The sequence below is a fragment of the Ensifer sp. R-19 genome (assembly GCF_049905105.1).
In the GTDB taxonomy this organism is placed as follows: domain Bacteria; phylum Pseudomonadota; class Alphaproteobacteria; order Rhizobiales; family Rhizobiaceae; genus Ensifer.
Map to the genome: position 1 here is coordinate 3605869 of NZ_CP184569.1, position 19237 is coordinate 3625105.

Sequence of the window (19237 nt, forward strand, 5' to 3'; positions counted from 1 at the left end):
GCCGCTACACACCCAGTGGGCTCGTAGCGGCCGCAAGAGATCAGGCCTTGTTCTGACGATTGGCGATGAGGTCGTCGACGACGGCCGGATCGGCGAGCGTCGAAGTATCGCCGAGCGCGCCGAAATCGTCTTCGGCGATCTTGCGCAGGATGCGTCGCATGATCTTGCCAGAGCGGGTCTTCGGCAGGCCCGGTGCGAACTGGATCTTGTCCGGCGTGGCGATCGGTCCGATTTCCGAACGGACGTGCTTCACCAAAGCAGCGCGAAGATCGTCATTGCCGATTTCGCCGGCCATCAGCGAAACATAGCAGTAGATGCCCTGGCCCTTGATCGGATGCGGATAGCCGACAACTGCCGCTTCCGAGACGAGGTGATGCGATACCAGCGCCGATTCGACTTCTGCCGTTCCGAGACGGTGGCCGGAAACATTGAGAACGTCGTCCACGCGACCGGTGATCCAGTAATAGCCGTCCTCATCGCGACGGCAGCCGTCACCGGTGAAATACTTGCCCTTGTAAGTGGCGAAGTAGGTCTGGCCGAAGCGCGCGTGATCGCCGTAGATCGTGCGCATCTGGCCGGGCCAGCTGTCGGTGATGCAGAGGTTGCCGTCAGCGGCGCCCTCAAGCACGTTTCCTTCATTGTCGACCAGCTGCGGCTGCACACCGAAGAACGGCCGGGTGGCGGAACCGGGCTTGAGATCGGTTGCGCCCGGCAGCGGCGTAATCAGGATGCCACCGGTCTCCGTCTGCCACCAGGTATCGACGATCGGCGACTTCTGCTCGCCGACGACGTTGTAGTACCACTCCCAGGCTTCCGGGTTGATCGGCTCACCAACCGAGCCGAGCAGGCGGAGCGACGAGCGCGACGAGCGCTTGACGAAGTCGTCACCGGCACCCATCAACGAGCGGATCGCCGTCGGCGCCGTGTAGAAGACGTTGACCTTGTGCTTTTCGACCACTTCCCAGAAGCGCCCAGCATCCGGGAAATTCGGGACACCTTCGAACATGACGGTCGTCGCCGCATTCGCCAGCGGGCCGTAGACGATATAAGAGTGGCCGGTGACCCAGCCGACGTCGGCCGTGCACCAGTAGACTTCGCCGTCGCGGTAGTCGAAGACATATTCATGCGTCATCGACGCATAGACGAGGTAACCGCCGGTCGTGTGCAGCACGCCCTTCGGCTTGCCGGTCGAGCCTGAGGTATAGAGGATGAACAGCGGATCTTCCGCCTTCATCTTCGCCGGCTCGCAATGCGGCTTCACCGTGGCGATTTCCTGGTGATACCAGAGGTCGCGGCCAGGCGCCCAGGCGGTCTTGCCGCCGGTGCGGCGGACCACGAGCACCTTGTTGACGATGACATGCTGCTTAGCCGCGATGTCGATCGCGGTGTCGGTGTTTTCCTTGAGCGGTACCGGCTTGCCGCCGCGCACGCCCTCATCGCAGGTAATGACGAAGGTGGATTCGCAGTCGACGATACGGCCGGCAAGCGCATCCGGCGAGAAACCGCCGAAGACGACCGAATGGATGGCACCGATGCGGGCGCAGGCAAGCATCGCATAGGCCGCCTCCGGGATCATCGGCATGTAGATGGTGACGCGGTCGCCCTTTTTGACGCCGTGCTTCTTCAGCACGTTGGCGAGGCGACAAACCTGCTCGTAGAGCTGGTTGTAGGTGATCTTCTTGTCGATATAGGGGTTGTCACCTTCCCAGATGATTGCCGTCTTCTCGCCATGCGTCTTCAGGTGGCGGTCGATACAGTTGTAGGAGACGTTGGTGAGGCCGTCTTCATACCACTTGATCGAAACCTTGCCCTTGAAGGAGGTGTTCTTGACCTTGGTATAGGGCTTGAACCAATCGATCCGTTTGCCGTGTTTGCCCCAGAACTTTGCCGGGTCCGAAACACTCTCCTCGTACCACTTCAGGTAAGTGGCGTTGTCGAGCAACGTCCGGCTCTTGGCAGACTTCAACACCGGATAGATTTTGGCGGACATATTTTCCTCCCTACGCATTCCTAGTGCGGCTCGCCACTCCCAGGGCCAGCCCGTTTCGCGGACATACATAGCAGGTCAAATGGCTGCCGCAATTAGACAAAAGGACATTTGGAACTGAAGAATTGCAATTTTGAGACAAGGACGGTATAGAGGCCCACATTTCCCGGAAATCAGTGGTAGACTCCACGGCCCGCGACACCGGCGCGGCGGACAAAAGGACTATATCCATGGCTCAGCAACTGCTTATGCCCAAGGCAACAGCCGTCTGGCTCGTTGACAATACCGCGCTGTCCTTCGACCAGATCGCGCAGTTTTGCAAGCTGCACCCGCTTGAAGTAAAGGCGATCGCCGACGGTGAATCCGCGCAGGGCATCAAGGGCCTCGACCCGATTGCCACGGGCCAGCTTTCGCGTGACGAGATCGCTCGCGCAGAAGGAAACCCCAACCACAAGCTGAAGCTTTCCGAGCCGAAGGTCCGCGTTCCTGACTCGAAGCGTAAAGGTCCGCGCTACACCCCGGTCTCCAAGCGCCAGGATCGCCCCAACGCCATTCTCTGGCTGGTTCGCAACCATCCCGAGTTGAAGGATGCACAGATTTCGCGCCTCGTCGGCACCACCAAGTCGACGATCGAGCAGATCCGCGAGCGCACCCACTGGAATTCCGCCAACCTGACGCCGATGGATCCGGTGACACTCGGCCTCTGCTCGCAGATCGACCTCGACCTCGAAGTCGAACGCGCCTCCAAGGGCCGTCCGCTGCCGACGGCTGCCGAACTCGGCCAGACGCTGGAATCGGCTCAGGAGACCGAAAAGCTGGGCTTCAACTACGAGCGCGAGGAAGAGAAGGAAATTGACGCCGATGCCGTCTTCGCCAAGCTCAAGTCGCTGAAGTCGGACCGCAAGGACGAGGACGAAGACGATCACTATTGATCGCCGTCCAGCTCGATGAAAAAAGCCCGGATCGTCGATCCGGGCTTTTTTGTTGGCCAGTGTTCAATACGTTCAATAGGCCGAACCGGATGGATCGTTGAGGTTGTGGCGCTCGGTCCCTTTAAGCGGCGGATTGAAGATGCTGACGAGGATCAGATCTTCGTCCTTGCCGCCGCGCAGATAGTGTTTGTCGTGCTGGTCCAGCACGTAGATATCGCCCTTGTTGATCGGGAAGATCTTGCCCTGCATATCCTCGACCTCACCGTGGCCGGCGATGCAGTAGCAGGCCTCCAGATGGTTGCGATATTCGAGCAGCGATACCGTGCCGGCGCGCACCACCGTGTGGCATACGGTGAAGCCCATGCCATCCCTTTCGGTAAGCAGCCGATGACTGGTGCCGCTGCCCCATTCGACGAAATGATCGGTTGCTTCGATCTGCTGCAGGCTGCGCACGAACATGGGTCTCTCCATCTGTAAGGATTTCTAATGTTTTCGGACGGGATTCTTCCGCCCTTTCCACGATGAGCTCAGTATCCGTTGACATAGGAAGCCAATCAAACGACGATTCCTCACGGAATTGATGAGGAAAATTTACAGATGATGCTGCCACCACTCGGCATGCTGCGCGCCTTCGAAGCCGCAGCGCGTTTGGCAAGTTTCTCCCGCGCCGGCGACGAACTGCATGTGACGCATGCGGCCGTCAGCCACCAGATCCGCTTGCTGGAAGAGTGGTTTGGCCGCCCGCTCTTCGTGCGGGAGAAACGTGGAGTGCGGCTAGCAGCAGAGGCTGAAAGCCTAGCAACGGCGCTGACATCGGCGTTCGAGCGCATCGCCGCGGAAACGGAGTTGCTGCGATTGAATGCCAAGGCGCAAGTGAGCGTCGCCTGTATTCCCTCGATCGCCACCCGCTGGCTGATACCGGCACTCGGTGAATTTCTCGGCCGTCATCCCGAGGTCGACGTCAAGGTCGTCTACGCCATGGCCGAACAGCAATTGCGCGAAACCGGCTGCGATATCCTCATCACTCTCGGCGCCGATACGAGCGAAGGGACGCGGTCAGACCGGCTGTTTTCGCGAATCAATCGGCCAGTTGCGAGCCCCCGTTACATCGAACGGAAAGGTGAGTTGAGGGCAGTGCAGGCGATCGCTTCCGCCGATCTGCTGCACGACGAGACAACCTCGCGGTGGCGCGATTGGTTCGCCAGGGCAGGGGTGACGACGGGACAAAGCCTGCGAGGTCCCATCTTCCAGGACTTCAACCTGCTCGCCACGGCCGTCATTGCCGGCCATGGCGTGGCCCTTTGTCCGGTCGAGGTCTTCCGGCGCGAAATCGAAAGCGGCGACCTCGTGATCCTCTCCGATATCGCCACTCTCGAAGACGAGAGCTACTTTCTCATTACCAAGACCGCGCGCTCAAAGGCAGTGTCAGTGTTCAGCGACTGGTTCGCGACCGTCGTCAGGTCTTAATGCAAGCGCCGTGGCGCTCACATCATAAGCCGGCTCAGGAAGTCGCTAGATGCCGATTCCCCGGCCATGCAGCGCCAACGTGATCTCGTCCAGGATAACCGGGTCGTCGATCGTCGCCGGCATTTTCCAGGGTTGGCGATCGGCAATTTTCTGGATCGTAGCCCGCAGGATCTTGCCCGACCGCGTCTTCGGCAGTCGCTTGACGCAAATCGCCATGCGGAAGGCCGCCACCGGCCCGATGCGCTCGCGCACGAGGCTGATCACTTCGCGTTCGATCTCCGACGTTTCACGGGAAACATTGGAATTGATGACGAGGAAGCCCGCTGGCACCTGACCCTTCAAATCATCGGCTATCCCGATGACAGCGCATTCGGCGACATCAGGATGGCTGGCGCAGACCTCCTCCATTGCCCCGGTCGAGAGCCGGTGACCCGCGACGTTGATGATGTCGTCGGTGCGCGCCATGATGAAGATATAGCCATCCTCGTCGAGATAGCCGGCATCGGCGGTCTTGTAATAGCCGGGAAAATCTTCGAGATAGGCCGCGCGGAACCGATGGTCTGCGTTCCAAAGCGTCGGCAGGCAGCCGGGCGGCAGCGGCAGTTTTACGACGACATTGCCGAGCGTGCCCGGGCCGACCGGATGTCCGGCATCGTCGAGAATCTGGACATCATACCCCGGCAGTGGGACCGCCGGAGAACCGTACTTGACCGGCAACAGGCCGAGACCCATGGGATTGCCGGCCACGGGCCAACCGGTCTCCGTCTGCCACCAGTGGTCGATAACGGGCACCCCAAGCGCTTTCTCCGCCCAGCGGATCGTATCCGGATCCGCCCGCTCACCGGCAAGGAACAGCGCGCGGAAGCGCGACAGGTCATAGCGGCCGACATAGGACGCATCGGGATCGTCCTTGCGGATCGCGCGCAGAGCGGTCGGCGCCGTGAACATCACCACGACCCCGTGCTCGGCGATGATCCGCCAATAGGTTCCGGGATCGGGCGTGCCGACCGGCTTGCCCTCGAAGAGGATCGAGGTGCTGCCGTTCAGGAGCGGGCCATAGACGATATAGGAGTGGCCGACGACCCAGCCGATATCGGAGGCGGCCCAGAATACCTCTCCCGGCTGGACGCCGAAGAAGTTCTCCATGGACCATTTGAGCGCAACCATGTGGCCGCCATTGTCGCGCACCACGCCCTTGGGCTGGCCGGTGGTGCCCGACGTATAGAGCACGTAAAGCGGATCGGTTGAGGCAACGGGCGTGCATCCGACCCCTTCACCCTCCTGCTTCGCCGCCGCCAGCGCCACAGCGAAATCGATGTCGCGTCCCTCCATCATGTCCGCTTCCGCCATTTCCCGTTGGAAGACGAGGCAATGCGCCGGCTTGTGGGTCGCGATCTCCAGCGCTGCATCGAGCAGCGGCTTATAGGCGACGGTTCGGCCGGGTTCGATGCCGCAGCTTGCGGACACCACGAGCTTAGCCTGGCAATCGTCGATGCGCACCGCCAGTTCGTTGGCGGCAAAACCGCCGAAGACCACCGAATGAACGGCGCCGATGCGGGCGGCGGCCAGCATGGCAACCGCCGCCTGCGGGATCATCGGCATGTAGATGATGATGCGATCACCCTTGCCGACACCGAGCTTCCGATAGACGGCAGCCAGTGCTGCCACATCGGCAAGCAATGCCGCATAGGAGATGCGCTCGACACGGCCGGTGACCGGACTGTCATAGATGAAAGCGATCTGCTCGCCGCGCCCGGCTTCGACGTGGCGGTCGAGACAGTTATAGCAGGTGTTCGTCGAGCCACCGGCATACCAGTGCCCATAGGTGCCGCCCGCGGCATCGAAAGCGCGTTGCGGGCGTTCGAACCAGTCGATGGCGTCGGCAGCACCGGACCAGAAACCTTGCGGATCCGCCTTCCAGGCGGCGTACACTTCGGAATAGCGACTCGCCATTTCCGTTCCTCCCTATGCATTTGCCGGACATGTCCGGCCTCCTCGTGCACAAGGATAGGCTAATGGGTGGGCAGGGGAACCCCGACGAAAGCGTAATGCGGCGAAATGGCGTTATCGCGCGCCGAAAATGGCCGAACCGACACGGACGCTGGTGGCGCCGAACTGCACCGCCGTCTCGAAATCGCCGGACATGCCCATCGACAGCTTCTCGAGCTTGCAGGCGGCGGCCAGCTTGGCGAGCAGGGCGAAATGCGGGCCGGGATTTTCCTCGACCGGCGGAATGCACATCAGCCCCTCTATCTGCAGACCCAGCTCCTGGCGGCAAAGATCGACGAAGGCGACCGTTTCCTCCGGTGGGATGCCGGCCTTCTGCGGCTCCAGCCCGGTGTTGACCTGAACGTAGAGCCTGAGGTTCCGGCCCTGCTTCTGCATTTCCGCGGCAAGCGCGCGGGCAATCTTCTCGCGATCGACCGTCTCGATGACGTCGAAAAGGGCGACTGCCTCAGCCGCCTTGTTCGACTGCAGCGGGCCGATCAGGTGCAGTTCGAGGCTGGGCGTTTCAGCCTTCAGCACCGGCCACTTGCCTTGCGCTTCCTGAACCCGGTTCTCTCCGAAGACCCGCTGGCCTGCGGAAATCACCAGCCGGATTGCATCGGCGTCGAAGGTTTTGGACACGGCGACCAGCGTGGCTGCACCCTTGGCGCGATGAGCAGACTTCTCTGCCGCCTGAATCCGGCTCACGACATCCTGCAATCGCTCTTGGACTTCCATGGACCTTTTCTCCGAAACGGATTTCTCAAACCACTCACCGAGCGGATTAGGCAAAGTTGATCGGCTTGCCAAGACCGCCACCCTCATGACGGGCGCAAATCCGCCAAAGTGTCGCGGCAAACCCTTCAAAAACTTGACCGTCAGGCGGTTTCGTGGTGAAGGTCACCCCAACTATCATGAGGCGCGCCCTATGCGCCGCAGAACTTCCGGAACATCGAAAAGACATGTCTAGCGAACGATACAATCCGCGTGATGCCGAGCCCCGTTGGCAGCAGGAATGGGAAAAGAACGAGGTCTTCCAGACCGAGAACGACGATCCGCGCGAAAAGTACTACGTGCTCGAGATGTTCCCCTATCCGTCGGGCCGCATCCATATGGGCCACGTGCGCAACTACACCATGGGTGACGTGGTGGCGCGCTACAAGCGCGCCCGCGGCTTCAACGTGCTGCACCCGATGGGCTGGGACGCCTTCGGCATGCCGGCCGAAAACGCTGCCATGGAACGCGGCGTGCATCCGGCAAGCTGGACCTACCAGAACATCGCCTCGATGAAGGCGCAGCTCAAGGTCATGGGCCTGTCGCTCGACTGGAACCGCGAATTCGCGACCTGCGACCCCGCCTACTACCAGCGCCAGCAGCACCTGTTCCTGGACTTCCTGGAGAAGGGCCTCGTCTACCGCAAGCAGTCGAAGGTCAACTGGGACCCGGTCGACAACACCGTGCTCGCCAATGAGCAGGTGATCGACGGCCGCGGCTGGCGGTCGGGCGCGCTGGTCGAACAGCGCGAACTGACGCAGTGGTTCTTCCGCATCACCGACTTCAGCCAGGAACTGCTCGACGCGCTCGACACGCTGGATCAGTGGCCCGAGAAGGTGCGCCTGATGCAGAAGAACTGGATCGGCCGCTCCGAAGGCCTGTCGCTGCGTTGGGAACTGGTCGAAGGCACCGCCGGTGACGCGACCGAGCTGACCGTCTACACGACCCGTCCGGACACGCTCTTCGGCGCTTCCTTCCTGGCGATCGCTGCCGACCATCCGCTGGCTAGGCAGGCGGCGGCGACCAATCCGGAAGTCGATGCCTTCTGCGAGGAGTGCCGCCGCGCCGGCACCTCGCTCGCCGCGCTGGAAACGGCGGAAAAGAAGGGCATCGATACCGGCATTCGCGCCAAGCACCCGCTCGATCCGAGCTGGGAACTGCCTGTTTATGTCGCAAATTTCGTACTGATGGACTACGGCACGGGCGCCATCTTCGGCTGCCCCTCCGGTGACCAGCGCGACCTCGACTTCGCCCGCAAGTACGACCTGCCGGTTGTTCCGGTCGTTATGCCGAAGGACGGCGATGCCGCAACCTTCGCCATCGGCGACGAGGCCTATATCGGCGACGGCGTGATGATCAACTCGCGCTTCCTCGACGGCCTGTCGACGGAAGAGGCATTTGAGACAGTCGCCTCGAAGCTCGAGCAGGAAACGCTCGACGGCACGCGGCGCGCCGAGCGCAAGGTGAACTTCCGCCTGCGCGACTGGGGCATTTCGCGTCAGCGCTATTGGGGCTGCCCGATTCCGGTCATCCATTGTGATGATTGTGGCGTCGTGCCGGTTCCGAAGGCCGACCTGCCGGTCATTCTGCCGCCGGACGTCACCTTCGACAAGCCGGGCAATCCGCTCGACCGTCACCCGACCTGGCGCCACGTTGCCTGCCCGCATTGCGGCAAGGATGCCCGGCGCGAGACGGACACGATGGACACCTTCGTCGATTCGTCCTGGTACTTCACCCGCTTCACCGCGCCGTGGGAAGACAATCCGACCGACCCCAAGGTCGCCAACCATTGGCTGCCGGTGGATCAATATATCGGCGGCATCGAGCACGCGATCCTGCACCTGCTCTACTCGCGCTTCTTCACCCGCGCGATGAAGGCGACCGGTCATGTCGCGCTCGACGAGCCGTTCAAGGGTCTCTTCACCCAGGGCATGGTCGTGCACGAAACCTATAGCCGCGGCGAGGGTGCCCAGCGCGAATGGGTGACCCCGGCCGAGATCCGCATCGAGGAAATCGACGGACGCCGCCGCGCCGTGCTGCTCGAGACCGGCGAGGAAATCGCCATCGGCTCGATCGAGAAGATGTCGAAGTCGAAGAAGAACGTCGTCGATCCCGACGACATCATCGCTTCCTATGGCGCCGATACCGCGCGCTTCTTCGTTCTCTCCGATTCGCCGCCGGATCGTGACGTCATCTGGTCCGAAGCCGGTGTCGAAGGATCACATCGCTTCGTCCAGCGCGTATGGCGCTTGATCAGCGAGGCGGCCGAAAAGCTGCGCGGGATCGAAGCCGTACCGGCGCTTGAAGGCGAGGCCCTTGCCGTTTCTCAGGCCGCGCACAAGACGCTGCGCGCGGTCGAGGCGGATTATGACAAGCTGGCCTTCAACAAGGCCGTGGCACGGATCTATGAGCTCGTGAACACGCTTGCCGCACCGCTGACACAGGTTGCCGCCGGCAAGGCGGACGCAGCGCTCGCGAGCGCTGTAAAGGACGCCACGACGATCCTGGTCAGCCTGATTGCACCGATGACGCCGCACCTCGCCGAGGAATGCTGGCGCGAAATCGGCGGCGAGGGGCTGATCGCGGAGCGCGGCTGGCCGACGTTCAATCCTGCGCTGGTCGTCGAGAACGAAATTACCCTTCCCGTGCAGATCAACGGCAAGAAGCGCGCCGATTTGACAATCGCCCGCGATGCGGATCAGAGTGCGATCGAAAGCGCCGTCCTGGCGCTCGATGCCGTCAAGTCCGCGCTCAACGGCAGCAGCCCCAAGAAAATCATCGTCGTGCCCCAGAGGATCGTCAATGTCGTTGTCTGATAGAGCTGGCTCCCGTATCCGGTCGTTTCCGGTGCTGGCAGGTGTTCTTTTGCTGACCGCGCTCGCCGGCTGCCAGGTCAGGCCGCTCTACTCCGATCCTGTCGGTACGTCGACGGCGCTGGCGGCGATCGAGATCTCCGATGCCGACGAGCGCGTCGAACAGGAAGTCCGCAACGCGCTGATCTTCCTTGTGGCGGGCGGGCAGGGCGAACCGGTAAACCCGCAATATCACCTGTCGCTGGACGTCACGAGCCGCGCCATGGGCGTGCTCTATGATCAGAACAAGGACCGCGTGGATCGGGCAAGCGCCGGACGCATCGTCGTCAAGGCGGACTACAACCTGACGAAGATCGGAACGGGCGAGACGATCAAGTCTGGCAACCGCACGGCGGTCGCGCTTGTCGACTTCTCCGTCCAGGAATTTGCCAAGGTGCGCGCCGTGCGCGATGGCGAAAACCGCGCCGCAAAGGAATTGGCCGAGCTGATCCGGGCTGATGTTGCCGCGGCCCTCAGTCGCTAGTCCGGTGTCGGGATGAGCGAAGTCAAGTCGCACGAATTCGACTCCTTCCTCCAGAAGTCCGTCGGGGTCTACCGGCTGTTCATTCTCTACGGGCCCGATCGCGGGCTCGTATCCGAGCGTGCGTCCGCACTCGCCGCGCGCTGCGGCGTGCCGCTGGATGATCCCTTTTCCGTCCTGAAGCTCGATGTCAGCGAGCTGGCGCAATCGCCCGGCCGGCTGCTGGACGAGGTCAATTCCATCGGGCTGTTTGGCGGTGAGAAGCTCATCTGGGTGCGGGGAGCAGCCAACGAGAAGTCACTCGTCGACGCGATGCAGCTTTTGGCGGCCGAGCCGCCCTCAGGCAGCTATGTGATCGTCGAGGCCGGTGACCTGAAGAAGGGTGCCGCCCTTCGCAAGATCGGCGAGACGGCCCGCTCTGTTGCCTGTATCGCCTGCTACAGTGATGACGTTCGCGGCCTGCAGGCCTTGATTGATAAGGAACTTGGCGACGAGAAGCTGGGAATCACGCCGGCCGCCCGTGCGCGCCTGGTGGACGCTCTCGGCGGCGACCGTCTGGCGTCACGCAACGAGCTGCGCAAGCTCGCCCTTTACTGCCGTGGGAAGACGGCCGTGGACGAGGAGGACGTGCTCGACATCGTCGGCGATGCCAGCGCCATTTCCGTCGATGACGCGGTCGATGCGGTGCTCAAGGGCGATCTCGATGGCCTGCTGCACGCGATGCAAAAGATCACGACCTCGAAGACCCCGGCGTTTCTGGTACTGCAGGCCTGTCTGCGACAGTTCCAGCAGCTCGACGTGATGCGCGCCGAGATGGACGCCAGTCGTCAACAGGCAGGGCAAGTGATTGCGACGCTCGGGCGTGGTCTGCATTTCCGACGCAAACCGATCGTCGAGGCCGCGCTGAAGCAATGGACGGCGCCGGCGATACGCCGTGAACTCAATCGCCTGCAGACAACCATCTTCCAAAGCCGCAGTCGCGCCAGCCTCGAAGAAAGCCTGGTCTTGCAGAACCTCATGGCGATCGCGGTGCAATCCGCACGGCGTTGATGCGTTCGGCCCAGGGGAACTCAGCCGGCTGAGTTCGCTTGCTTCCTTCATTTCCTAGCTGGAATTGCCTCTTTACACGCATGGATCCGCGTCCTTGCAGGCGATCCCTTTGAATCTGGTCCGTTCGCGCAGAAAGATTAGAGAAATCAATATATTAAGGCGCGCCCTTGTTTGCAGGGGGCGCCTCTCGATTGTTCTCACAATGGCGTTTGTATGCGCTCAGCGGCGCTCGAGCAGACGGCAGATCTCCTCGAGCTGATCGAGCGTCTTGTAAGCGATGCGAAGATGGCCGCCGGAAGCCTTGTGATTGACGGTGACCTCGAGGCCAAGGCTGTCCGACAGGGTGCGTTCAAGCGCCAGCGTGTCCGCATCCTTCTCGTCGCGGCGTGCCGTCTTGCCGAAATTCGGGTCGTTCTGCGCGCGGATATCGTTCTGGGCGATGCGCTCGGCATCACGCACCGAAAGCCCCTTGGAGACGATCGTGCGGGCCAGCGCCGCCGGATCCGACGTCGGAATCAGCGCTCGCGCATGCCCGGCAGACAGCGCGCCTTCCGACAGCATGTCGCGCACCGGTTCCGGCAATTTCAGCAGTCTCAGGCTGTTTGCGACGTGGCTGCGGCTCTTGCCGATAATTTCGCCGAGATCGTTCTGCGTGTAACCGTGTTCGGCAATCAACTGCTCATAGCCGAGCGCCTCGTCGAGCGGGTTGAGATCCGAGCGCTGAACGTTCTCGACGATCGCGATCTCGAGCGCCGTGCGATCGTCGACGTCACGGATAATGACCGGAATCTCGGTGAATCCGGCTAACTGTGCGGCCCGCCAACGACGTTCGCCGGCGATGATCTCGTAGCGGTCGGCGCCGATCGTGCGAGCGACAACGGGCTGAACGATGCCGTGCTGACGAATCGAATTGGCGAGATCCTGAAGCTCGGCTTCGTCGAACTGCCGGCGCGGGTTGCGCGGGTTGCGCGACACGAACTCAATCGGCACACGCCGGTCCGGATTGACCGGGGCAGGGGCGGAAGCACCTGCCTGCAGCGGTTGATCCATCTCGCCGATCAACGCGGCCAGTCCGCGACCAAGCCGTCTCTTCGAGCTATCGTCGTTCATATCGTCACCCGATTTAAATTACGCTACCGAAATGATTATGCAGCCTTGCGCTGGCGTTCACGCTGAATCACTTCCGATGCCAACTGCAGATAGGCCTGGCTTCCAGCGCATTTCAGATCATAGAGAATCGCAGGCTTGCCATAGGACGGCGCCTCGGAAACGCGAACATTGCGCGGAATGAGCGTGTGATAGACCTTGTCGCCAAGATGGGTCCGGACATCACTGACGACCTGCTGGGCGAGATTGTTGCGCGAGTCGAACATCGTCAGCACGATACCCTGTATATCCAGCGACGGATTCACCGATCGGCGAACCTGATCCACAGTTTCCAACAGCTGGCTGAGACCTTCCAGCGCGAAGAACTCGCACTGCAACGGCACCAGCACGGAATGCGCTGCGGCCATGGCATTCATCGTCAGGAGATTGAACGACGGCGGGCAATCGACGAGCACATAGGAGTACTCCATCGCCGCCGGGCTGACCAAAGCTTTGCGCAGGCGGAAGACCCGGTCCGGTTCCTGAGAAATCTCCATCTCGACGCCGAGAAGATCCATAGTCGAAGGCACAATCGAAAGATTCGGCACAGCGGTTTGCTGTGCTATCTCGTTGATCCCGTGCGAGCCCATCATCAGCTCATAGGATGAGAGGTTCCGATCGCGCCGCTGAATACCCAGACCGGTGCTGGCATTGCCTTGCGGATCGAGATCGACGATGAGGACTCGTTCGCCGATTGCCGCGAGAGCAGTCGCCAGATTGATGGCGGTCGTCGTTTTACCGACTCCACCTTTCTGATTTGCGATTGTGATGATCCGATTTCTTGCGCCAAACATGTTTCCGCTCGCCGATCACTGAACCTTGCGTGATAGATTTGCGATCTCGAGCACAACAGAGTCCGGCTCGACGACGCTTGGATGTTTTACCAGATCGAACTGATAGCGGCCAATGGCTTTGTCGATTTCGCGCTGGTAATCCCGCCCTTTGTGGAAATAGGCGACCGTTTTGCGCTCATCTGCCAGCAACCACGGCGCAGAGTAGTCGAGCAAGAGCGTCAAATCGGCCAAGGCCCGCGCCGAAACCGCGTCGGCGTGCGGAATCACCTTGCCGGCTTCTTCGATTCGAATCGGGTGAACGGAGCCACGCGCGCCCGTTTCGGCCAAGGCGACTCGCAAGAATGCGGCTTTCTTGTTGTTGCTTTCGACGAGATGCACCCAGCCGTCAGCGAACTCCGAGAGATAGATCGCCGTAATGATGCCCGGGAAGCCGCCGCCGCTTCCCAGATCAACCCAGGTCTTTGGCTCGGGCGACAACTGTACAAGCTGCAAGCTATCAACGATATGGCGGCGCCATAGATCCTCAATCGTCGAAGGCGCTACGAGATTGATCGACTTCGCCCACTTCTGAAAAAGGCGGGCAAAGTGCTCCAGGCGTTCATTCGTTTCACGTGAAACACGCAGTCCGTTCAACACATCGATTGGACTCGTTTTCATTGTGCACTTGCCTTTTCTTCGCGTTCTGCGCTTCCGTTTTGACGCTTCAGCCAGGCAAGGATCAGCGATGCGGCGGCGGGCGTCATGCCATCCACCTTCATCACCTGCGACAGATTGCGCGGGGCATGCTGTTTCAGCTTCTGCTTCAACTCATTGGACAATCCCGACAGCCTGTCAAAGTCAAAGCCTTCAGGGATCGCCAGATTTTCCTCGCGGCGAATGCCTGCAATATCCGCCGCCTGCCTGTCCATATAGACCGCATAGGCGGCGTCAATTTCCAGCGCCTCGACGACCCGTGAACCAATCGACGACAGCTCCGGCCAGATCGGCACCAAGGCGGAAATCGATTGATCCAGATAGGAGAGGATTTCAAAGGCGGTGCGCCGCTGGCCATCCTGGTTCAGCTTCAGGCCATGACGATTGCCTTCGGCTGGCGTCACCGAGAGGCTCTTCAACAGTTGCCGTCCATCATCGAACTGTACTTGCCAGTCGGTAAAGCGGTCGCGGCGCGCATCTGAAATACAGCCGAGTTCCATCGCCAACGGCGTCAGTCGCGCATCGGCATTATCAGCGCGCAGCGACAAACGATACTCCGCTCGAGATGTAAACATGCGGTAAGGCTCGGTAATGCCGCGCGACGTCAGGTCGTCGATCATGACGCCGATATAGGAGTTGGTGCGGCTGAAGATCACCTCGGGCCGACCGGTCGCCAGCAGCGCCGCATTCAGGCCCGCGACCAGCCCCTGGGCGCCGGCTTCTTCGTAACCTGTCGTCCCGTTGATCTGCCCTGCCAGGAACAGGCCGGGCATCTTGCGCACCGCCAGCGTCGCGTTCAACTCGCGCGGATCCACATGGTCATACTCGATGGCATAGCCGGGCTGCAGGATCGCCACATTCTCCAATCCCGGAATTGTTCGAATGAAGGCCTCCTGGATATCAGCCGGCAATGAGGTCGAGATCCCATTCGGATAGATGGTGTCATCGTCGAGGCCTTCCGGCTCCAAGAAGATCTGATGACCGTCGCGCTCGCCAAAACGCACGATCTTATCTTCGATCGACGGGCAATAGCGCGGACCGACACCTTCGATCTGACCCGAATACATCGCGGACTTTCCGATATTGTCAGCGATGATCTTGTGGGTGGCCTCGGTCGTGCGCGTCACGCCGCAATCAATCTGACGGTTCAGAATGCGGTCGGTCATGAAGGAGAACGGTACAGGATCCTCGTCGGGACCTTGTCGGCCGACACTGTCCCAATCGATCGCGCGCCCATCCAGGCGTGCCGGCGTACCGGTCTTCAGACGTCCCAGCTTCAGACCATAGCGCAGCAGTGTCGCCGAAAGCCCAACAGAGGGTTCTTCACCAACGCGGCCAGCCGGGATCTTCTGGTCGCCGATATGGATCAGCCCCTTCAGAAAGGTGCCGGTCGTCAAAACCACGGACGTCGATGCAAACGTCCGGCCGTCCTTCATGACGACACCGCTGACCTTGCCATCACTCTCGATCAAGTCGAAGGCGTCACCCTCAACCACCGTGAGGTTGGCAATGCCGCTTATTTCGCGCTGCATGGCTTCGCGATAAAGGCGCCGGTCGGCCTGCGTGCGCGGACCGCGGACAGCCGGGCCCTTGCGACGGTTGAGCAGGCGAAACTGAATCCCGCCGGCATCGGCGACCCGACCCATCAGACCATCCATGGCATCGATCTCGCGCACGAGATGGCCCTTGCCCAATCCACCAATCGCTGGATTGCAGGACATCACGCCGATGGTCGACGCCTTGTGCGTGATCAGTGCCGTGTTGGCGCCGAGACGTGCAGCCGCGGCCGCCGCCTCGCAACCGGCATGTCCACCGCCAATGACGATAACATCATACTGGGTCATTGCTCATATCTCCAAGCCAGCACACCTTTGCACCGGCACGAATCGTTTCACGTGAAACACAACGAAGGACTCGCAAACGTTGTATCGTTGTTTCCACAGACTATTTTCCGATACAGAATTCGGAAAATATCACATCCAAAAGGTTCTCGACATCCACCCGCCCGGTAATCCGTCCAATCGCGTCTCCGGCAAGACGAAGCTGCTCTGCTCGGATGTCCAGGCCGTAATGTCGCCCCGCCAAGCTCTCTTCGATTGCCCGAAGAGCCTGCCGGAGACTATCGACGTGACGGCGACGTGAAGGCAAGGCAAGGGACGTTCGACCGCTGAGGTCGGGGAGATGGGCGGCGATCTCATCCAGTAGGCGATCCATGCCTTCACCCGTCCGGGTCGAGATCAAAACATCGGCTTCATCAGGAGACCATTGCCGATCATCTCGATCTATCTTCGTTGCTACACGCAAGACGGCAGTGCCGTCAGATGTGATATCGGACAGAGAATCAAAGCCGCTCGCCGTCTCCGAAAGGAGGAGGATCAAATCTGCTCGCTCGATAATTTCTCGCGCGCGACGTATGCCCTCTTGCTCGACACGTTCCTCGGTTTCACGCAGACCGGCGGTGTCATAAAGCTTGACTGAGAATCCGGCTAATGAAAGATCCACCGAGAGCACGTCACGCGTTGTCCCGGCAATTTCCGTGACGATCGCGATATCTCTCTGCGCCAGTGCATTGAGCAAGCTGGACTTTCCGGCGTTCGGCTCACCGGCGATGACGATCTTCAGCCCATCACGGATGATCTCGGCAATCGGCGCATCGGCGATGTGTGCGGCGATCTCCTGTGCAAGCACGGACATGTCCTGCCAGATGCGTTCGCTCACCGAGCCCGGCACATCGTCCTCGTCAGCAAAGTCGAGTTCGGCCTCGATCATCGCCCGCGCGTGCGTGAGACGTTTCGCCCAAGCCGCATAGACCTGCGATTGCCCGCCGCCAGAGTGTTCGATCGCCAGGCGGCGCTGCATCTCGGTCTCGGCGACGATCAGGTCGGCGAGACCCTCGACTTCCACAAGATCCAGCTTGCCGTTCTGGAAGGCGCGTCGTGAGAACTCACCCGCTTCGGCGTGGCGTAGACCTTCGAACTCGGAGAGCTCTTCGAGCAGGGCGTTCACCGCAGCGCGACCGCCATGGATCTGAAACTCGGCGCAGTCTTCCCCCGTGAAAGAGGCTGGTCCGTGAAAATAGAGAACAAGACCGCTATCGATCACAAGACCGTTGCGTGTCCGAATCGTTTTGAGCGTTGCTGCCCGCGGTAACGGGACATCGCCGCACAATTCCCGTAGGACCGCCGCAGTGTGCTGACCGCTGACACGCACGACCGCGACGCCAGCGGGCAGGGCTCCACTGGAAAGCGCATATATCGTGTGCATTGCTGTCATTGGCTCACCTGAAAAGACCGCGGTGACGGAAGGGCGCCTCGCTGGTCGAAACAATGGGGATCGTCGAAGTTCCGGACCGATTGTTTATTCTTCGCGGAGCGTGCTCACGCAGAATGAAAACGGTACTCAAAGGGTCGGGGAGCTTATGCCGAAACGGCGCCGAAATATCAAGGTCCCGCCACGCTCATGTTTCACAGCGTCGGTGTGTTTCACGTGAATCAGCCGGGGCGATCACCGATCCCAGATCCCGGAGAGAACGAGATTGTTGCGAAGCCGAATCAATGAGGAAGAAGAATCCGGCTAAGGTTTTGGGAAAACAAAAGACCGGTCGACGATAAGTCGACCGGTCTCTCAAATCGGATATCGAACGGGTCTTACGTGTTCATCGAGTCGAAGAAATCACCGTTATTCTTCGTCTGCTTGAGCTTGTCGATGAGGAACTCGATCGCGTCGGTCGTGCCCATCGGCGCCAGGATGCGGCGGAGCACGAAGATCTTCTGCAGATCCTGGCGCGGCACCAGCAGGTCTTCCTTACGCGTACCGGACTTGAGGATGTCCATCGCCGGGAAGATGCGCTTGTCGGCGACCTTGCGGTCGAGCACGATTTCCGAGTTGCCGGTGCCCTTGAATTCTTCGAAGATGACTTCGTCCATGCGGCTGCCGGTATCGATCAGCGCGGTCGCGATAATCGTCAGCGAACCGCCTTCTTCGATGTTGCGGGCAGCGCCGAAGAAGCGCTTCGGGCGCTGCAGCGCGTTGGCATCGACACCGCCGGTCAGGACCTTACCCGATGACGGAACGACCGTGTTGTAGGCGCGGCCGAGGCGGGTGATCGAGTCGAGCAGGATGACGACGTCGCGGCCGTGTTCGACAAGACGCTTCGCCTTTTCGATCACCATTTCGGCGACCTGGACGTGGCGCGTCGCCGGCTCGTCGAAGGTCGATGAAACGACTTCGCCCTTCACCGAGCGCTGCATATCCGTCACTTCTTCCGGACGCTCGTCGATCAGAAGAACGATCAGGTAACATTCTGGATGATTGGCAGTGATCGAATGCGCGATGTTCTGCAACAGAACCGTCTTACCGGTGCGCGGCGGTGCGACGATCAGACCGCGCTGGCCTTTGCCGAGCGGCGCCACCAGGTCGATGACGCGGGCGGAGAGATCTTTCGACGTCGGAACCTCGAGCTCCATCTTGAAGCGCTCGTTCGGATAGAGCGGCGTCAAGTTGTCGAAGTGAACCTTGTGACGGATCTTTTCCGGATCGTCGAAATTGATGGTGTTGACTTTGAGGAGAGCGAAATAGCGCTCGCCTTCTTTCGGTCCGCGGATCGGGCCCTCGACCGTGTCGCCGGTCTTCAGCGAGAAGCGGCGGATCTGGGAAGGCGAGATGTAGATATCATCAGGACCGGGAAGGTAGTTTGCATTCGCGGACCGGAGAAAGCCGAACCCATCCTGCAGCACTTCAACAACGCCTTCGCCGATGATTTCGATATCCTGAGCCGCGAGCATCTTGAGGATCGCGAACATCAGCTCCTGCTTGCGCATCGTGCTGGCGTTCTCCACCTCGAGCTCCTCGGCAAAGGCGAGCAGATCGGTCGGCGTCTTGTTCTTGAGTTCTTGTAGCTTCATTTCAGCCATGAAGGATCCATGTTTGGTATGGGTAGTGGAGAGATGGCGAGTATTCGTTGGGGAGCTGCGGCTGGAAGAGGCAGGCTCTTGTCTTTGTCACAAGCCATGAAGAGGAGATGGCAGAAAATAGCGATTCACGTGAAACCCTGCAAGGGGCTGTCGCAAATTAGA

Annotated in this window: 15 protein-coding genes; 5 read left to right on the forward strand and 10 right to left on the reverse strand. The window is 60.7% G+C overall.

Annotated features, from left to right (window positions below):
* Nucleotides 1–40: 40 nt before the first annotated feature.
* Entirely contained in the window at nucleotides 41–1990 is a 1950-nt protein-coding gene (acs, locus tag ACN9MO_RS17375) for an acetate--CoA ligase (RefSeq protein WP_057252006.1), read from the reverse strand.
* Between the two features lie 227 nt (nucleotides 1991–2217).
* Here acs and ACN9MO_RS17380 point away from each other — a divergent pair, with 227 nt between their 5' ends.
* Nucleotides 2218–2919: a DUF1013 domain-containing protein gene (locus tag ACN9MO_RS17380; RefSeq protein ID WP_093233470.1), complete on the forward strand. Its 702-nt coding sequence runs from the start codon at nucleotides 2218–2220 to the stop codon at nucleotides 2917–2919.
* A gap of 72 nt (nucleotides 2920–2991) precedes the next feature.
* Here the strand turns inward: ACN9MO_RS17380 and ACN9MO_RS17385 are convergent, their stop codons facing one another.
* On the reverse strand, nucleotides 2992–3378 hold the full coding sequence (locus tag ACN9MO_RS17385) for an ectoine synthase (RefSeq protein ID WP_093233471.1): 387 nt from the start codon (nucleotides 3376–3378) through the stop codon (nucleotides 2992–2994).
* A 138-nt stretch (nucleotides 3379–3516) separates the two neighbouring features.
* Between ACN9MO_RS17385 and ACN9MO_RS17390 the strand changes: the two genes are divergently transcribed.
* Nucleotides 3517–4386, forward strand: a complete 870-nt coding sequence (locus ACN9MO_RS17390; RefSeq protein ID WP_375374154.1) for a LysR substrate-binding domain-containing protein — start codon at nucleotides 3517–3519, stop codon at nucleotides 4384–4386.
* 45 nt (nucleotides 4387–4431) lie between these two features.
* Here the strand turns inward: ACN9MO_RS17390 and ACN9MO_RS17395 are convergent, their stop codons facing one another.
* Both ACN9MO_RS17395 and ACN9MO_RS17400 read right to left on the reverse strand, forming a co-directional pair.
* Nucleotides 4432–6339, reverse strand: coding sequence for an AMP-binding protein (locus tag ACN9MO_RS17395; RefSeq protein ID WP_113133124.1), 1908 nt, complete (start codon nucleotides 6337–6339; stop codon nucleotides 4432–4434).
* Nucleotides 6340–6450: 111 nt separating this feature from the next.
* Nucleotides 6451–7110: a YggS family pyridoxal phosphate-dependent enzyme gene (locus tag ACN9MO_RS17400; protein WP_058321629.1), complete on the reverse strand. Its 660-nt coding sequence runs from the start codon at nucleotides 7108–7110 to the stop codon at nucleotides 6451–6453.
* A gap of 224 nt (nucleotides 7111–7334) precedes the next feature.
* On the opposite strand from ACN9MO_RS17400, the gene leuS reads away from it, so the two are divergent.
* From leuS to holA, 3 genes are read left to right on the forward strand one after another with little or no spacing between them, the layout of a single operon-like run.
* A complete protein-coding gene (gene leuS, locus ACN9MO_RS17405) occupies nucleotides 7335–9962 on the forward strand; it encodes a leucine--tRNA ligase (protein WP_112995093.1) in 2628 nt (875 codons plus the stop codon).
* Nucleotides 9949–10482: an LPS assembly lipoprotein LptE gene (gene lptE, locus ACN9MO_RS17410; protein ID WP_057252012.1), complete on the forward strand. Its 534-nt coding sequence runs from the start codon at nucleotides 9949–9951 to the stop codon at nucleotides 10480–10482. The genes leuS and lptE overlap by 14 nt, the downstream gene beginning before the upstream one ends.
* Before the next feature lie 12 nt (nucleotides 10483–10494).
* On the forward strand, nucleotides 10495–11529 hold the full coding sequence (gene holA, locus ACN9MO_RS17415) for a DNA polymerase III subunit delta (protein ID WP_058321627.1): 1035 nt from the start codon (nucleotides 10495–10497) through the stop codon (nucleotides 11527–11529).
* Between the two features lie 219 nt (nucleotides 11530–11748).
* Here holA and ACN9MO_RS17420 read toward each other — a convergent pair whose 3' ends face one another.
* The 6 genes from ACN9MO_RS17420 to rho all read right to left on the reverse strand — a co-directional run bounded on the left by ACN9MO_RS17420 (nucleotide 11749) and on the right by rho (nucleotide 19075).
* Nucleotides 11749–12639, reverse strand: coding sequence for a ParB/RepB/Spo0J family partition protein (locus ACN9MO_RS17420; protein WP_057252014.1), 891 nt, complete (start codon nucleotides 12637–12639; stop codon nucleotides 11749–11751).
* Between the two features lie 35 nt (nucleotides 12640–12674).
* A complete protein-coding gene (locus ACN9MO_RS17425; RefSeq protein ID WP_057252015.1) occupies nucleotides 12675–13469 on the reverse strand; it encodes a ParA family protein in 795 nt (264 codons plus the stop codon).
* Nucleotides 13470–13484: 15 nt separating this feature from the next.
* A complete protein-coding gene (rsmG, locus tag ACN9MO_RS17430; RefSeq protein ID WP_058321626.1) occupies nucleotides 13485–14126 on the reverse strand; it encodes a 16S rRNA (guanine(527)-N(7))-methyltransferase RsmG in 642 nt (213 codons plus the stop codon).
* Nucleotides 14123–16006, reverse strand: a complete 1884-nt coding sequence (gene mnmG, locus ACN9MO_RS17435) for a tRNA uridine-5-carboxymethylaminomethyl(34) synthesis enzyme MnmG (protein WP_113479863.1) — start codon at nucleotides 16004–16006, stop codon at nucleotides 14123–14125. Before mnmG ends, rsmG begins: the two co-directional genes overlap by 4 nt.
* A 100-nt stretch (nucleotides 16007–16106) precedes the next feature.
* A complete protein-coding gene (gene mnmE / locus ACN9MO_RS17440) occupies nucleotides 16107–17435 on the reverse strand; it encodes a tRNA uridine-5-carboxymethylaminomethyl(34) synthesis GTPase MnmE (RefSeq protein WP_112995091.1) in 1329 nt (442 codons plus the stop codon).
* A gap of 374 nt (nucleotides 17436–17809) precedes the next feature.
* Nucleotides 17810–19075, reverse strand: coding sequence for a transcription termination factor Rho (gene rho, locus ACN9MO_RS17445; protein ID WP_093233478.1), 1266 nt, complete (start codon nucleotides 19073–19075; stop codon nucleotides 17810–17812).
* Nucleotides 19076–19237 lie beyond the last annotated feature (162 nt).

Coding starts and splice junctions, on each gene's coding strand:
- leuS (WP_112995093.1), top strand. CDS start 7,335: ATGTCTAGCGAACGATACAATCCGCGTGATGCCGAGCCCCGTTGGCAG.
- mnmE (WP_112995091.1), bottom strand. CDS start 17,435: ATGACAGCAATGCACACGATATATGCGCTTTCCAGTGGAGCCCTGCCC.
- ACN9MO_RS17380 (WP_093233470.1), top strand. CDS start 2,218: ATGGCTCAGCAACTGCTTATGCCCAAGGCAACAGCCGTCTGGCTCGTT.
- ACN9MO_RS17400 (WP_058321629.1), bottom strand. CDS start 7,110: ATGGAAGTCCAAGAGCGATTGCAGGATGTCGTGAGCCGGATTCAGGCG.
- mnmG (WP_113479863.1), bottom strand. CDS start 16,006: ATGACCCAGTATGATGTTATCGTCATTGGCGGTGGACATGCCGGTTGC.
- ACN9MO_RS17425 (WP_057252015.1), bottom strand. CDS start 13,469: ATGTTTGGCGCAAGAAATCGGATCATCACAATCGCAAATCAGAAAGGT.
- lptE (WP_057252012.1), top strand. CDS start 9,949: ATGTCGTTGTCTGATAGAGCTGGCTCCCGTATCCGGTCGTTTCCGGTG.
- ACN9MO_RS17395 (WP_113133124.1), bottom strand. CDS start 6,339: ATGGCGAGTCGCTATTCCGAAGTGTACGCCGCCTGGAAGGCGGATCCG.
- ACN9MO_RS17390 (WP_375374154.1), top strand. CDS start 3,517: ATGATGCTGCCACCACTCGGCATGCTGCGCGCCTTCGAAGCCGCAGCG.
- holA (WP_058321627.1), top strand. CDS start 10,495: ATGAGCGAAGTCAAGTCGCACGAATTCGACTCCTTCCTCCAGAAGTCC.
- rsmG (WP_058321626.1), bottom strand. CDS start 14,126: ATGAAAACGAGTCCAATCGATGTGTTGAACGGACTGCGTGTTTCACGT.
- acs (WP_057252006.1), bottom strand. CDS start 1,990: ATGTCCGCCAAAATCTATCCGGTGTTGAAGTCTGCCAAGAGCCGGACG.
- rho (WP_093233478.1), bottom strand. CDS start 19,075: ATGGCTGAAATGAAGCTACAAGAACTCAAGAACAAGACGCCGACCGAT.
- ACN9MO_RS17420 (WP_057252014.1), bottom strand. CDS start 12,639: ATGAACGACGATAGCTCGAAGAGACGGCTTGGTCGCGGACTGGCCGCG.
- ACN9MO_RS17385 (WP_093233471.1), bottom strand. CDS start 3,378: ATGTTCGTGCGCAGCCTGCAGCAGATCGAAGCAACCGATCATTTCGTC.